Source organism: Pseudomonas sp. GQ91 (assembly GCF_059758795.1).
Map to the genome: position 1 here is coordinate 195,124 of NZ_JCAXED010000007.1, position 15,404 is coordinate 210,527.

A 15,404-nucleotide genomic window follows, 5' to 3' on the forward strand; every position below is an offset into this window, starting at 1 on the left:
GCGACGATTCGACTTGCTCGCGAAGGCAATCGTCCAGGCACCGCAAAACTCAAGGCTTTGCGGTAACCGTTACCCACCACGGGGTGCGCTGCCGGATCTGCACCGGCAACGTCGGCAACAGCGCATTCAGCGCTAGGTCGGTGTCGTGCAGCGGGAAGCTGCCGGTGATCCTCAGGTCGGCCAGTTGTGGGTCGATCCCCAGATAGCCACGGCGATAACGCCCGAGTTCTTTGATCACATCCCCCAGCCGCGCGTTATCCACCACCAGCATGCCGCGGGTCCAGGCATCGCTGCCGGGCGCGACGGCCTGCAGCGGGCCGAGGCCGTCGCTGCGCATCAGCACTTGTTGACCTTGCTTGAAGATCTGTTCCCGATGCAGCGCCGCTGGTTGGGCGGCGACGGCGGACTGCAGCACACTCAGCCGTGTGCCGTCGTCCTCGCGTTTGACGATGAAGCGCGTGCCCAGGGCCCGCAGACTGCCTTCGCGGGTTTTGACGATAAACGGGCGACTGTCGTTGTGAGCGGTCTCGACAAGAATTTCACCTTCCTGCAGCACGATCAGCCGGCGCTTGTCGTCAAATTGCACGTCAATCGCGCTGTGGGTGTTGAGGTTGACCAGCGTACCGTCCGCCAACCTCAGCGTGCGCTGTTCGCCGGTGGCCGTGCGTTGGTCGGCCAACCAATAGTCGATGGGCAAATAACGTTGTCCGGCAAACAACGCCAGGCCACAGACCAGGAGCACACTGGCCAGTCCGCTGCCGAGTTTGCGCACGCGCTGGCGCATGCCTTCGCGCGACTGCAACAGCGCCGCCCGCGCCGGCCCCGAGGCGACGCTGAAGCGTTGGTCGAGCATGCCCAATTGGCGCCAGGCGCGGGCGTGTTCTTCATCACTGGCCAGCCATTTGTTGAATTCTTCGCGCGCAACCGAGCTGTCGTCTCCGGAATCCAGGGACAGTTGCCAGGCGATGGCGGCATCCAACACGCGGGCTGAAACCGGTTTGGAACTGATCGGGCTCACTGCGGTTCGCCATACAGCGCGATGTAACACTGACGAATGCCCTGGGCCAGGTATTGCCGTACACGAGGCACCGAGACACCCAGGCGTCGGGCGATTTCGGCGTGGCCAAGACCGTCGAGGCGGTTATAGAGGAACGCCGCGCGGGCCTTGCTGGACAGTTTGCCGAGCAAGTGGTCGATGGCCTTGAGGTCTTCGAGGATCAGTTGCTGTGCTTCCGGCGACGGGTGTTCGCTCTCCGGGATCAGCATCAGTTCGCTGAGGTAAGCCTGTTCCAGTGCGGCGCGGCGGAAATAGTCGAACAGCAGCCCTTTGGCGACGGCCACCAGAAACGCCCGAGGTTCGCGAGGCGTGTGCAGTTCTTCACGCCCCAGCAGGCGCATGAACGTGTCCTGGCTCAGGTCTTCGGCGCGGCTCGGGCAAGCCACATTGCGCCGCAGCCAAGCCAGCAGCCAGCCGCGATGGTCGCGGTATAACGCGCCAACAAGCTCACTGTGGGGACTTTGGGCTGACGACAAGGCATCACCGGTTGCAAGTTTAAAATAACGAGAATTATTCGCGATTGTGTCAGAGGCGCGGGATGCTGGCAATTGGCATTGGTCGGGTGGCGGACCGGTCACCCGAAGGCATGAGTCCGCTCATCACCAAGGTGCACCGCATCGCTAGAAAGAGGGGGCCTGCTTGCGCCGCTTCCATTGGCTCACGCGCTGTTGCAAGGCGAGGGGGCTGTCGAGGTGTTGCTGCCGCGCCCGGCTGAACAGGATCAAGGCCAGCTCCGCCGTCGCCAAGGCATCGGCGCTGGCATGATGGCGTTCACCGACTTGCAGCCTGAAGTGATCAATCCAATCATCCAGGCCCGCCTCACGGATCGAGGCTTGCGGACACAACAGCGGCGCCAGGTCGGCGACGTCGAGAAACGGGTGAGCCAGGCGATAGCCGAGGCTGTCCTTGAGCGCACGGCCGAGCATGTGCTGGTCGAAAGGCGCATGAAATGCCAGCAGCGGACTGTCACCGACAAACGTCATGAAATCCAGCAACGCCTCAGCCGGATCGCTCCCTGCGGCAATGGCGCTGGGCCCCAGACCGTGGAGCAGCACGCTGGGGCCAGGCTTGGTGTCGGCCCGTTGCAGGGTGCGCTCGAACTGCTGGGAAAAGTCGATGGCCGCGTCTTCGATCACCACCGCGCCAATCGACAGCACCTGGTCGCGATTGAGGTTGAGGCCGCTGGTCTCCAGGTCCAGCACCACCCAGCGTTGCGCGCGCAGCGAGCCTTCGCCCAACGGCCGAGCGCTTGGCAACTGTTCCAGGCGAGCCTGCTGTGCGGCGCTCAAACCTGGCCGTGACGGACGTAGCCAACTGAACCAACTCACAACTGATACCTCAGGGCCAGACTGCTTTGCAGACGTTGGGCCTGGCGCAGGGATTCGCGCAGGATACGACGGTCCAGATGGTTGAGGCTGTCCGGGTCGACCCGGTTGGAGTAAGGCTGGTTCTCACGGGTTTGCAGTTGGTGCTGCTGCATGCGCGTCTGCTGGATAAAGTGATAGGCCTCTTCATAGGCGGCACCGTCCAGGCGTTCGATCACGCCCTTGTCCACCAGCTGTTGCAAACGCTCCAGGGTATTGTTGGTGGCGATGCCGTTGGCCAGGGCCAGCAGACGGGCGCCATCAACGAACGGTGTGAGCCCCTGCACCTTGAGGTCCAGAGTAGCCTTGTCAGTACCCTTGCGGGTCAGCACAAAGTCACGGAAACGTCCTACCGGCGGGCGTTGGCGCAGGGCGTTGCCGGCCAGCATGCGCTGGAACAGGCGGTTGTCCGCGACCTGATCAAGAATGCCCTGGCGCAGTTGCTCGCAGCCGCGTTCATCGCCCCAGACTACCCGCAGGTCGAAGTAGATGCTGGACCTGAGCAAGTTCTCCGGGGTCGCTTCGCGGATAAACGCAGCGAAGCGTCGGGCCCATTCGGCGCGGGACAGGCACAGCTCGGGGTTGCCGGCCATGATGTTGCCCTTGCACAGGGTAAAACCACACAGTGCCAGGCTCTGGTTGATCTGTTGCGCCAGCGGCAACAGGCGCTGACGAATCTCGGCGGCTTCGACGGCATCCTTGGCCTCAAACAGAATGCCGTTGTCCTGATCGGTGTGCAGCGTCTGTTCGCGACGGCCTTCGCTGCCGAAACACAGCCAACTGAAGGGCACGCCGGGATCGCCTCGTTCCGCCAGGGCCAGCTCGATGACCCGGCACACCGTATGGTCGTTGAGCAGGGTGATGATGTGGGTGATCTGGGTCGAAGACGCGCCGTGGGCCAGCATGCGCTCCACCAATTGGCCGATCTCGCCACGTATCGCTACCAGGTTGTCCAGCCGGGGCGCGTGGCGGATGGTCCGGGCCAGGTGAACGAGGTCGACCCGTTGCAGGGAAAACAGATCGCGTTCGGAGACCACGCCGCACAGACGCCGGTCCTTGACCAGGCACACATGGGCGATGTGGCGTTCGGTCATGGCGATGGCCGCATCGAAGGCGCTGTGATCCGGGCTGAGGAAGAACGGTGCCGGGGTCATATGGCCTTCGATGGCCTGATTGAAGTCGTTGGTCCCGTCCGCCACCACATGGCGCAGGTCACGCAGGGTGAAAATCCCCAGGGGCGCCTTGTGTGGGTCCACCACCACGATGCTGCCGACCTGCTGCTCATGCATCAGCGTCACAGCCTCGCGCAGCGGCGTCAGCGGGCTGCACGTCACCGGATGACGCATGGCCAGCTCGCCCAGGCGGGTATTCAATGAGTATTGGGTGCCAAGGGTTTCCACGGCTTTTTGCTGGACTTGCTGGTTGACCTGGTCCAGCAGGCTACTGACCCCGCGCAAGGCGAAGTCACGGAAGACGCCGGACAGCGCGAACAGCTTGATAAAGGCCGGCTTGTTCAATTGCAGGCAGAAGGTGTCCTCGGCCGCCAAGTGTTCAGTACGCGTGGCCCGCTCGCCCAACAGCGCCGCCAGCGGAAAGCACTCGCCCGTGGTGATTTCGAAGGTGGTTTCAGTGCCGCCGGTGGCCGCATGCGTTCGCTCGCCGACGACTCGCCCCTGTTTGACGATATAGAAGTGTTCCACCGGGCCTGCCGATGGTTTGAGGATACTCTCGCCGGGTCCGTAGAAGCGCAACTGGCATTGTTCCACCAGAAACGCCAGGTGCGCATATTCCATCTGGTTGAAGGGTGGGAAGCGTTGGAGGAATTGCAGGGTGCCGTGAATGTTCTGCAACACCGCAGTTTTTCCTGCCTGGGTGAAAGCATCAGCTTTACTCATAACCATGACCGCAGATTTTTGTCGTTTTCGTCCTGCATGGTCGACTCCTGCGCGCGGAGTGCCCATTGGACGTAAGTCTAGGTAGCGAAGTCATCGTCTATGACTAGGGAAACGCCTTACGTGAATACCGTCCAGACTTCGTAAAGTGCCTACTATGAAAACTTTCCGACGAAGTGCACATTGAGCGCGCTTGCGCTGATGTCTGACGTCGAGCTGGGAGATTGTTGAAAACTGCCGAGAACTGTATGTCCGACCACGATATTTTGAGTGATGACGAGCGCGAGGCGCTGAGCGCCGTGATGCTCGAACCCGGTTTACCGCCGCAACGCGTTCTGATCGTGGACGACGACAAGGACGCGCGCGAACTGCTGGCGGAAATCCTTGGGTTGGACGGCATTCGCTGCATGACGGCGAGTAGTGGCGAAGCGGCGTGGGCGTTGTTGAACACACACGCCTCGATCGGTTTGCTGATCACCGACCTGCGCATGGCACCCAGCAATGGCCTGGAATTGATTCGTCAGGTTCGCGGCTCCACCCGCGCCGCGCTGCCGATCATCGTGGTGTCGGGGGATGCCGAGGCGCCGGATGTGATCGATGCCATGCACTTGAGCGTGGTGGACTTTCTGCTCAAGCCGATCGATAGCGTGAAATTGGCGAAATTGGTGAAGCGCGAATTGGGGATGGCTTCCTGACGTTCGCGCTGAATGTGCCGGCCTCATCGGGAGCAAGCCCCCTCCCACATTTGACCGCGTACATCCTGTAGGAATGCGCTCAAATGTGGGAGAGGGCTTGCTCCCGATAGCGCCAGTCAAATCACCATGAAGCCTAAGAAAAAGCCCCGATCTCTCGATCAGGGCTTTTTTCATTTACAGACCATTCCTGGCCTTGAACTCCCGACGCCGACGGTGCAACACCGGCTCGGTGTAACCGTTGGGCTGTTTGGTTCCTTCGATCACCAGTTCCACCGCTGCCTGGAACGCAATGTTGCTGTCGAAGTCCGGAGCCAGGGGGCGGTACAACGCGTCACCGGCATTCTGCCGATCCACCACCGGCGCCATGCGCTTGAGGCTTTCCATGACCTGGGCTTCGTTGACGATGCCATGGCGCAGCCAGTTGGCAATGTGCTGGCTGGAAATACGCAAGGTGGCGCGGTCTTCCATCAGGCCGACATCGTTGATGTCCGGCACTTTGGAACATCCCACGCCCTGGTCGATCCAGCGCACCACGTAACCGAGGATGCCCTGGGCGTTGTTGTCCAGTTCGTTGCGGATTTCTTCGTCGGACCAATGGGTGTTGCTGGCCAGAGGAATGCTCAGAATATCGTCGACCGAAGCCCGCTCGCGCTGGGCCAGTTCAGCCTGGCGGGCGAACACGTCGACCTTGTGATAGTGCAGCGCGTGCAACGCGGCGGCGGTCGGCGAGGGGACCCACGCGGTGTTGGCGCCGGCCAGCGGGTGAGCAATCTTCTGCTCGAGCATGGCAGCCATCAGGTCGGGCATCGCCCACATGCCTTTGCCGATTTGCGCACGCCCCTGCAGGCCGGTGCTCAAGCCGATATCGACGTTCCAGTTCTCGTAGGCGCCGATCCACTTTTCAGCCTTCATCGCGGCCTTGCGCACCATCGCGCCGGCTTCCATGGAGGTATGGATTTCGTCGCCGGTACGGTCGAGGAAACCGGTGTTGATAAATACCACGCGCTCGCTGGCCGCCTTGATGCAGGCCTTGAGGTTGACCGTGGTGCGGCGCTCCTCGTCCATGATTCCGACTTTCAGGGTGTTGCGCGGCAGGTTCAACACGTCTTCGACACGGCCGAACAGCTCGTTGGTGAACGCCGCTTCTTCAGGGCCGTGCATCTTCGGCTTGACGATATAGACCGAACCGGTGCGGCTGTTCTTGCGGGTGTTGTTGCCGTTGAGGCTGTGGATCGCCGCGAGGCTGGTCACCAGGCCGTCGAGGATGCCTTCCGGCACCTCGTTGCCGTCCTTGTCGAGGATCGCGTCGATGGTCATCAGGTGGCCGACGTTACGCACGAACAGCAGCGAACGGCCGTGCAGCGTTACGTCCTGGCCGTCCACGCCGGTGTAGACGCGGTCGGCGTTCATGGTGCGGGTGAAGGTCTTGCCGCCCTTGGCCACTTCTTCGGCCAGGTCGCCCTTCATCAGGCCGAGCCAGTTGCGGTAAATCACCACTTTGTCATCGGCATCGACAGCGGCAACCGAGTCTTCGCAGTCCATGATGGTGGTCAGCGCGGCTTCCATCAGGATGTCTTTGACGCCGGCGGCATCGGTCTGGCCGACCGGGGTGCTGGGGTCGATCTGGATCTCGAAATGCAGGCCGTGGTTTTTCAGCAGGATCGCGATCGGTTGGGCGGTCTCGCCCTGGAAACCGATCAACTGGGAATCGTCACGCAGGCCGCTGTTGCTGCCACCCTTGAGGCTGACGATGAGCTTGCCGTCGACAATCTTGTAGCCGGTCGAATCGACGTGGCTGCCGGCCGTCAACGGTGCAGCTTGGTCGAGGAAGGCGCGGGCAAAGGCGATGACCTTGTCGCCACGCACTTTGTTGTAGCCCTGGCCTTTCTCGGCGCCGTTGGCCTCGCTGATGGCGTCGGTGCCATACAGTGCGTCGTACAGCGAACCCCAGCGCGCATTGGAGGCGTTGAGGGCGAAACGCGCGTTCATCACCGGCACTACCAGCTGCGGGCCGGCCATGCGGGCAATCTCGTCATCGACGTTTTGTGTCGTTGCCTGGAAATCCGCCGCTTCTGGCAGCAGGTATCCGATGTCTTGCAGGAAGGCCTTGTAGGCCACCGCGTCGTGGACCTGGTCAGCATGGGTCTGGTGCCAGGTATCGATCCGCGCTTGGAAATCGTCGCGTGTGGCGAGTAGGGCTTTGTTCTTCGGTGCCAGGTCGTGGATGACCTTGTCGGCGCCGGCCCAGAACTGGTCGGCGGTCAGGCCGGTACCGGGAATGGCTTCGTTGTTCACGAAGTCGAACAGGACTTTGGCGACCTGCAGGCCACCGACTTGAACGTGTTCAGTCATTGCTTGCCTCACTCTGCTCAGCTATTCGCTTTTCAGCTTTTCAATTTACCAATGCAGCCTCTGGCCATTTAAACCACAAACCCTGGGTACCAGTACATGCCAATCGATGGCGGCTGGGTGGTTCCAATCAACGGCGCAAAGCTTGCTGACGGGGTGTTCGGGGTTATCACGGCGCCTGGGCAGACATCGACCTAACGTTATGTAGTGTGCGCTGCGGCATACTACATGATGAGTTGCGGTTGTGAAAATTAGACTAAATACGTCGTTAAGCGACCCACTTTGGTCGTACGGTCACAGCGGGGAATGGGATGTTCTCAAAAAACTATTGGATTGTTCCAGATAAATCTAAAAATGGTACACGATTTGTTTTCGTGGGAACCTGCGTCCACCTTGTAGGCTGAACTCCAGAGGACTGTGCCATGGACCATCTCGTACTCACGATCATCGCCGCGGACAAACCAGGCCTGGTTGGACGCATCGCCCAGTGCATTGCCGGGCAGGGCGGAAACTGGCTGGAAAGCCGCATGGCGCATATGGCTGGGCAGTTCGCCGGGATCCTGCGGGTGAGCGTTCCGGCTGAGAGCCGGCAGGCACTGATGGACGCGTTGGAAGACTTGTCTACCCATGGCATTCGTGTGCTGGTGGGTGAAAGCAGCGCCGGGCCGGCGGCGGCGAGCAAAGCGATTCTGATGACGCTGGTGGGCAATGATCGGCCGGGCATCGTGCGCGAGATCACCGCACTGTTGAGCAGCCAGGGCGTCAACCTGGAGCGGCTGAACACCGATGTGCGTCCAGCGCCCATGAGCGGTGATCCGTTGTTTCATGCCGAAGCGTCATTGGCGGTGCCGGCGACGTTGACGCTGGATACGCTGCAAGCCGCTCTGGAAACCCTGGCGGATGACTTGATGGTGGAGCTGGCGCTGCGCAACGAGGAATGACTGTCCACCAGGTTATTCATGGAAAACCTGCATGTGCCTGTGGATAAGCTGTAGAGACCCGTCCCCAGGCCGCGCCCGCCGGGGCTTGCCGGGTTTTGAGCAAAAAACGAGCAATTTCAACGGCTTGTGCACAAACGCCGGGGACCAGCCTGTGGATAACCTTGGGGCTAAACCCTGCAGGCCAAGGCAGCTGCGGCCTGCAGGGGTTTGTACGTTATTTGATCAGCGTTTGCGCAGGCTGAGCCACGCATCCACGCTGTAGACCGCCAGCCCGACCCAGATAAACACGAAGGCCAGCAGGCTGCTGGGGCTCATGTGCTCGTCGAACAGCAGCACGGCTTGCAACAACACCAGGGTCGGCGCCAGGTACTGCAAAAAGCCCAGGGTGGTGTAGGGCAAATGCCGCGCCGCCGCGTTGAAACACACCAGCGGGATCAGCGTTACCGGGCCCGCCGCGACCAGCCACCAGGCTTCGGACGTGCTCCAGAACGCCAGGTTGGCGCTATGGGCGGTAGGATTGAACAACAGCCACGCCAGCGCAATGGGCACCAGCATCCAGGTTTCCACCACCAGGCCGGGCAGTGCCTTGACCGGTGCCTGTTTGCGGATCAAGCCGTAGAAACCGAATGTCAGTGCCAGCACCAGCGACACCCACGGCAAACTGCCGACTTGCCACACCTGTTGCGCGACACCCACCGCGGCCAGCCCGACCGCCACCCATTGCAGGCGGCGCAGGCGTTCGCCGAGGATCAGCATGCCCAGCAACACATTGATCAGCGGGTTGATGTAGTAACCCAGGCTGGCTTCGAGCATGCGTCCGCTGTTGACCGACCAGACGTAGGTCAGCCAGTTGCCGGCGATCAGTGAGCCGCTCAGCGCGAGGATCGCCAGGCGCTTGGGGTTATCCCGCAGTTCTCGCCACCAGCCGGGGTGTTTCCAGACCAGCAACAGCAGGCCACCGAACAGCGCCGACCAGAGCACCCGGTGGACGATGATTTCTGCGGCGGGAACGCTGGCGATGGCTTTGAAGTAGAGCGGGAACAGACCCCAGATGATGTAGGCGCTCAGGCCTAATATGTACCCGCGACGCGGGTTGGCAGCTTGCATGCAGAATCCTTGCTTAGGCAGCTAACAAAAGCGTGATTGTAAGTAAATTTGTCGAGGATGGGGATTGGCTTTCCGTGGGAACACGGCGGACCGCCGCTCCCCACGGAGAAACCGTCAGAACAGTTTCAACGGTTCTTCATTGAGTGCCGACAATTGCTCGCGCAGCGCCAGCACCTGATCGCCCCAATACCGCTCGCTGCCAAACCACGGGAAGCTGCGCGGGAACGCCGGGTCGTCCCAGCGCCGTGCCAGCCAGGCGCTGTAGTGCATCAGGCGCAGGGCGCGCAACGGTTCGATCAGCGCCAGTTCGCGGGGATCGAAGTCGTGGAACTCCTGATAACCGTCCATCAATTCTGACAACTGCCCCAGGCATTCCTGGCGATCACCGGCCAGCATCATCCACAGATCCTGGACCGCCGGGCCCATGCGGCAGTCGTCGAGGTCGACGATGTGGAACATCTCGTCGCGGCACATCATGTTGCCGGGGTGGCAGTCGCCGTGCATGCGGATGTTTTTGTGCGGTGTGGCCGTGTAAACCTCTTCCACGCGCTTGAGCAGGTCGCGCGCCACGGACTCGTAGGCCGGCAACAGGCTCTTGGGAACAAAGTTGCCTTCGAGCAGGGTGGTGAGGGAGTCGTGACCGAAGTTCTTCACCCCCAGCGCCTCGCGGTGTTCGAACGGGCGGGTGGAACCCACGGCGTGCAAGCGCCCGAGCAATTGTCCGAGGCGATACAGCTGGTCCAGATTGCCCGGCTCCGGGGCCCGGCCACCGCGACGGGGGAACAGGGTGAAACGGAAACCGGCATGTTCGAACAGACTTTCGCCGTTATGAATCATCGGCGCGACCACCGGGACTTCGCATTCGGCCAGTTCGAAGGTGAAGCGGTGTTCTTCGAGGATCGCTTCGTTGGTCCAGCGCTGAGGGCGGTAGAACTTGGCGATCAGCGGCTCGGAGTCTTCGATGCCCACCTGATAGACACGGTTTTCATAGCTGTTCAGCGCGAGCACGCGGGCGTCGCTGAGAAAACCGATGCTCTCGACAGCGTCGAGCACCAGGTCAGGGGTCAGTGTTTCAAACGGATGGGCCATGCGAACTCCTGCGCGCAGCAGGGCGCCGCGTCCGGCCGCGTATGGTAACGCACACGAGCATAGATAGGGGGGACTGTGCGGACGCTTTCGTGAGCAAGCCCGCTCCCACATTCGACCGCGTATACCCTGTAGGAATGCGGTCGCATGTGGGAGCGGGCTTGCTCGCGAAAGCGGTTTATCAGGCGCCGACGATCCCGCCATCCTCGCGCCGAATCGCCATCACCGACGAGCGCGGCTTGGCGTTGGGCAGATGTTCCGGGAAGGTCGAATCACCCGTGTCACCCGGATGCTGAATCCCCACGAACAAAGTCTTCTGGTCTGGCGAGAAGCTGATGCCGGTCACCTCGCACGCCACAGGTCCCACCATGAATCGGCGGATTTCACCGGTGTTCGGGTCGGCACAGAGCATCTGGTTATTACCCATGCCGGCAAAGTCGCCACTGTTGCTGTAGTCACCGTCGGTGAGGATCCACAGGCGCCCGGCCTTGTCGAAACCCAGGCCGTCGGGACTGTTGAACATGTTCTGCGGGGTGATAGTGGACGAACCGCCCTTCGGGCTGCCGGCATGTACGCCGGGGTTGCCGGCCACCACGAACAGGTCCCAGGTAAAGTCTGACGCCCCGTGGTCATCCGCGTTGGCCTTCCAGCGCAGGATCTGGCCGTAGAGGTTGTTCTCCCGAGGGTTGGGGCCGCCCACCGGCTGGCCGTCTTCACCACGCTTGGCGTTGTTGGTCAGGGTGCAATAGACCTGGCCGTCGGTGGGGCTGACGACGATCCATTCCGGACGGTCCATGCGCGTGGCGTTCACCACGCTGGCGGCCAGGCGTGCATGGATCAGCACTTCGGCCTGGCTGGTGAAACCGCTGCTGGCGTCGATAGCGTTTTTACCGAAGCTCAGTTCGACCCATTGTCCCTTGCCCTTGGGGTGGTCGGTATTGCCGTCGCCCGCGTCGAAGATCGCCACGTACAAGGTGCCGTGGTCCAGCAGGTCTTTGTTGGCCTTGGGGTCCTGGTGATTGATCGTGTCGCGGCTGATGAACTTGTAGATGAACTCGCCGCGCTCGTCGTCGCCCATGTAGACCACCGCTCGGCCGTCACGGGTTTGCGCCAGGGCCGCGTTCTCGTGCTTGAAGCGGCCCAGGGCGGTGCGCTTGACTGGAACCGATTGTGGGTCGAACGGATCGATTTCCACGACCCAGCCATGGCGATTGAGTTCGTTGGGGTTCTTGGCGATGTCGAAACGCGGGTCGTACTGATGCCAGTTGATCTCCTTGCTGGCGGCCACCACGCCATAGCGCTTTTGCCCGGCGTCAAAGGCCTGTTGCGGGTTACTGCTGCCGAAGCAGTCGGTGAAATTCTCTTCGCAGGTCAGGTACGTGCCCCACGGCGTCATGCCGTTGGCGCAGTTCTGGAAGGTGCCGAGGACGTGTTGGCCGGAGGTGTCGGCGCTGGTTTTCAACCAGTCGTGGCCGGCCGCCGGACCACTCAGGCGGATCGGCGTGTTGCCGTGGATACGTCGGTTGTATTGCGAGCCTTGAACGAAGTGCCAGGTGTCGCCCTGGCGTTTGACTTCGATCACCGACACGCCTTCGCTGGCCTGGGCCTTGTGTACCTCTTCGGCGGATTGCGGCATGCCGCCGTGGGCGAACAGGTAGCGGTAGTTGGTGTACTCATTGTTGATGGCCAGCAAGGCGCGGTTGTCGTCATCGGGGAAGGCGAACAGGCTCATGCCGTCGTTGTTATCGCCAAATTGCTGTTCTTGGGCCTTGGCTGTGCCGTTGCCGCTCGGGTCGAAGGCCGGGCCATCCTGGTGCAGCGGCTGCCCCCAACTGATCAGCACCGATGCGGTGTAGCCGGGCGGCAAGGTGAGGGTGTCGCGGGTGCTGGCGGCAATGCTGGCAAAACCCAGCAACGGGCTATTGGAGGCGGCGCTGACGCCAGCGGCGAGGGCGCTGCGGGTCAGCAGGTTGCCACCCAGAAACATCGCGGCGCCGCACAGGGCGCCGGCACCGATAAACCGGCGACGGGTGAGGCCGACCATCTGTTCGAGATCGGTGGCTTGGTTTTCTTCTAATAGGTTCATCTCAGGCTCCTCGATGTTTTTGCAGACACCTTAGGGAGCGCTTATGACGAAACGGTTTCAGTTGGGTGAATGCGTCAATTACGCCGGGGTGCCCAGCAGCACATTGCTCGGGGCAAATTGCACCTGGAGAGGATTTCCCTTGACCGCGCCGAGAGCCGCAAGCTGCCCCGGCGCGGCCAATGCGCAGAGCACCTGGCCATTCGACAGGCTGATGCGCACTTCGCTGGGACCGTCGTCAGCGTCGAGAATCGCTTCGACCTGGCCACTCATGCAGTTGTAGTCAGGCGTTGCGGTGTCGTTGGCGCCGATAAGCTCCAGCCAACCGGCCTTGATCAGTGCCACGACTTGCGTGCCGATTTCCAGTTCAAGGCGCAGGGTGCTGTCGTGGGTGATCTGCGCCTCGAGGGTCAGCGCGGCGGCCAGTTGCAGGCGGATCAGGTCATTGTGGCCGTTGCGGGTGATGGCGACGACTTGGCCGTGCAACTGGTTACGCGCACTGGTGCGCAGCATCAGGCGGCCCAACAGGTTGAAGTCGCTGGCGTCCTCGGCGGCTTCCAGCACTTGGGCCTGCAGGGTTTGCAGGCGCAGGTACAAGCGCAGCACCCGTTCGCCTTCTGCCGACAACCGCGCACCGCCGCCGCCCTTGCCGCCAACACTGCGTTCAACCAGAGGCTTTTGCGCCAGATTGTTCAACTCATCAATGGCGTCCCACGCGGCCTTGTAGCTCAGGCCCGCGCTTTTCGCCGCGCGGGTAATGGAACCCTGCTCGGCGATGTGTTGCAGCAGGGCAATGCGCTGCGGACGTCGGACGATGTGTTGGCTCAACAGTGTGGGTAAAGGCATGGCGAACGGTTACGCGCTGGCTTGGAATGCTCGAGACGTTGCGGGCAGGCGGCGTTGGAGTCAAGTCAGGTGCCCGGTTTGGGTGTCCGCGCCAGACAATATACGTCCACCTGTCGGGCGCCGGCCTGCATCAACAGGCGCGCCAGGCTGTGGGCGGTGGCGCCGGTGGTCAAGACGTCATCCACCAGGGCCAGGTGTCGACCTTCGACCTGTGTATCGGCGGCCAAGGCGAAGGCGTTGAGCAGGTTGCGCTGGCGGGTCCTGGCGTCCAGTTCCTGCTGGGCGACAGTTTCCTGGGGGCGCAACAACAGGTGTTCATTGACCGGCACATTGAGGTCCTTGCCCAGCCAGCGAGCGAGCATCACGGCCTGGTTATAGCCGCGCTGGCGCAAGCGTTTGCCGGCCATCGGCACGGGCAGCAGGCAGTCGGGGCGGGTCAGTTGGGTGTTTTCGAATCGATCCTGAAGGTATTGCCCCAGCAGGTTGGCCAGCAGGTGTCCAAGAGGCCATTGGCCTTGGTGCTTGAATCGGCTGATCAGGCTGTCGACCGGGAAGCTGTAGCTCCAGGGCGCCACCACCTGTTTGAACGCGCGGGGCGATTTCTGGCACTGGCCGCAAACCAGGCCACTCATCGGCAGCGGCAGGGCGCAGACTTCACACTGCTCCAGCAGCCACGGCAGCTCGAGTTCGCAGAGGCTGCACACGGCCATGGGGGAATCGGTGGTTTCATCGCAGATCAAACAGGGGTGTTTGTTTTTTAACCAGATGTAAACCTTGGGTTTGCGCTCAGGTTGACAGTGCATGAATCTTCCTTAAATATGCCGAGCATCCGTGTCGTGCCTGTGGGTATTGCCCTTCCCGCAGCGCTTGCCAAAGCATAATCAAGGAATCACCCATGAGCGCCAGCATCACTGCCACTCTGCGTCACGACTGGTCTTTGGCCGAGGTCAAGGCACTGTTCGTCCAACCGTTCAATGACCTGTTGTTCCAGGCGCAGACCGTGCACCGCGCGCATTTCGATGCCAATCGGGTCCAGGTGTCCACCCTGTTGTCGATCAAGACCGGCGCCTGCCCGGAAGATTGCAAATATTGTCCGCAGTCGGGCCACTACAACACTGGCCTGGAAAAAGAAAAGCTGATGGAAGTGCAGAAGGTCCTCGAAGAGGCCGCGCGCGCCAAGGCCATCGGTTCGACGCGTTTCTGCATGGGCGCCGCCTGGAAGCATCCGTCGGCCAAGGACATGCCTTATGTGTTGCAGATGGTCAAAGGCGTGAAAGCCATGGGCCTGGAAACCTGCATGACCCTCGGCCGTCTCGACCAGGACCAGACATCCGCCCTGGCCGAGGCCGGGCTCGACTACTACAACCACAACCTGGATACCTCGCCGGAGTTCTACGGATCGATCATCACCACCCGTACTTACAGCGAGCGCCTGCAGACCCTGGCGTATGTGCGTGATTCGGGGATGAAGATCTGTTCCGGCGGGATTCTCGGCATGGGTGAATCCCTCGACGACCGCGCCAACCTGTTGATCCAGCTGGCCAACCTGCCGGAGCATCCGGAGTCGGTGCCGATCAACATGCTGGTGAAGGTCGCCGGTACGCCGCTGGAGAATGCCGACGATATCGACCCGTTCGACTTCATCCGCATGTTGGCCGTGGCGCGCATCCTGATGCCGAAGTCCCATGTGCGGTTGTCTGCCGGCCGCGAGGCGATGAACGAGCAGATGCAAGCCCTGGCGTTCTTCGCCGGCGCCAACTCGATTTTCTACGGTGACAAGTTGCTGACCACCGCCAACCCACAGGCGGACAAGGACATGCAATTGTTCTCGCGCCTGGGGATCCTGCCGGAAGCTCGCGAAGAGCACGCCGACGAAGTCCACCAGGCCGCGATTGAGCAGGCGTTGGTGGAACAACAGAGCAGCGAGCAGTTCTATAACGCCGCCGTCTGATTGAAGTGCAATCCAAATGTGGGAGCGAGCTTG

13 protein-coding genes are annotated in these 15,404 nt (G+C 61.7%); 3 read left to right on the forward strand and 10 right to left on the reverse strand.

The genetic code is table 11. The features are described from left to right. Positions 1-49: 49 nt before the first annotated feature. The 4 genes from AC6CIA_RS12870 to AC6CIA_RS12885 all read right to left on the reverse strand — a co-directional run bounded on the left by AC6CIA_RS12870 (position 50) and on the right by AC6CIA_RS12885 (position 4,316). Entirely contained in the window at positions 50-1,018 is a 969-nt protein-coding gene (locus AC6CIA_RS12870) for a FecR domain-containing protein (RefSeq protein WP_498312461.1), read from the reverse strand. Next, entirely contained in the window at positions 1,015-1,533 is a 519-nt protein-coding gene (locus AC6CIA_RS12875; RefSeq protein WP_498312463.1) for an RNA polymerase sigma factor, read from the reverse strand. The genes AC6CIA_RS12870 and AC6CIA_RS12875 overlap by 4 nt, the downstream gene beginning before the upstream one ends. Before the next feature lie 144 nt (positions 1,534-1,677). Next, complete coding sequence (locus AC6CIA_RS12880) at positions 1,678-2,385, reverse strand: 3'-5' exonuclease (RefSeq protein WP_498312465.1); 708 nt, start codon at positions 2,383-2,385, stop codon at positions 1,678-1,680. Next, on the reverse strand, positions 2,382-4,316 hold the full coding sequence (locus tag AC6CIA_RS12885; RefSeq protein ID WP_498312467.1) for a putative nucleotidyltransferase substrate binding domain-containing protein: 1,935 nt from the start codon (positions 4,314-4,316) through the stop codon (positions 2,382-2,384). Before AC6CIA_RS12885 ends, AC6CIA_RS12880 begins: the two co-directional genes overlap by 4 nt. 245 nt (positions 4,317-4,561) lie before the next feature. Between AC6CIA_RS12885 and AC6CIA_RS12890 the strand changes: the two genes are divergently transcribed. Beyond that, positions 4,562-5,008 (forward strand): response regulator, encoded by a 447-nt coding sequence (locus tag AC6CIA_RS12890; RefSeq protein WP_498312469.1) that lies wholly within the window; start codon positions 4,562-4,564, stop codon positions 5,006-5,008. 174 nt (positions 5,009-5,182) lie between these two features. Here AC6CIA_RS12890 and AC6CIA_RS12895 read toward each other — a convergent pair whose 3' ends face one another. Beyond that, positions 5,183-7,360 (reverse strand): malate synthase G, encoded by a 2,178-nt coding sequence (locus tag AC6CIA_RS12895; RefSeq protein WP_498312471.1) that lies wholly within the window; start codon positions 7,358-7,360, stop codon positions 5,183-5,185. A gap of 419 nt (positions 7,361-7,779) precedes the next feature. On the opposite strand from AC6CIA_RS12895, the gene AC6CIA_RS12900 reads away from it, so the two are divergent. Continuing rightward, positions 7,780-8,298: a glycine cleavage system transcriptional repressor gene (locus tag AC6CIA_RS12900; protein WP_339532016.1), complete on the forward strand. Its 519-nt coding sequence runs from the start codon at positions 7,780-7,782 to the stop codon at positions 8,296-8,298. Positions 8,299-8,520: 222 nt separating this feature from the next. Here AC6CIA_RS12900 and rarD read toward each other — a convergent pair whose 3' ends face one another. From rarD to AC6CIA_RS12925, 5 genes are all read right to left on the reverse strand, one after another. Further along, on the reverse strand, positions 8,521-9,405 hold the full coding sequence (rarD, locus tag AC6CIA_RS12905) for an EamA family transporter RarD (protein ID WP_339532015.1): 885 nt from the start codon (positions 9,403-9,405) through the stop codon (positions 8,521-8,523). A gap of 114 nt (positions 9,406-9,519) precedes the next feature. Then, complete coding sequence (locus AC6CIA_RS12910; RefSeq protein ID WP_498312474.1) at positions 9,520-10,494, reverse strand: serine/threonine protein kinase; 975 nt, start codon at positions 10,492-10,494, stop codon at positions 9,520-9,522. Positions 10,495-10,672: 178 nt separating this feature from the next. Continuing rightward, positions 10,673-12,577: a PhoX family protein gene (locus AC6CIA_RS12915; RefSeq protein WP_498312476.1), complete on the reverse strand. Its 1,905-nt coding sequence runs from the start codon at positions 12,575-12,577 to the stop codon at positions 10,673-10,675. 78 nt (positions 12,578-12,655) lie between these two features. After that, entirely contained in the window at positions 12,656-13,420 is a 765-nt protein-coding gene (locus AC6CIA_RS12920) for a TOBE domain-containing protein (RefSeq protein ID WP_498312478.1), read from the reverse strand. Between the two features lie 65 nt (positions 13,421-13,485). Next, on the reverse strand, positions 13,486-14,223 hold the full coding sequence (locus tag AC6CIA_RS12925; protein ID WP_498312480.1) for a ComFC family protein: 738 nt from the start codon (positions 14,221-14,223) through the stop codon (positions 13,486-13,488). Positions 14,224-14,315: 92 nt separating this feature from the next. Here AC6CIA_RS12925 and bioB point away from each other — a divergent pair, with 92 nt between their 5' ends. After that, entirely contained in the window at positions 14,316-15,371 is a 1,056-nt protein-coding gene (gene bioB, locus AC6CIA_RS12930; RefSeq protein WP_339532011.1) for a biotin synthase BioB, read from the forward strand. Positions 15,372-15,404: the final 33 nt, after the last annotated feature.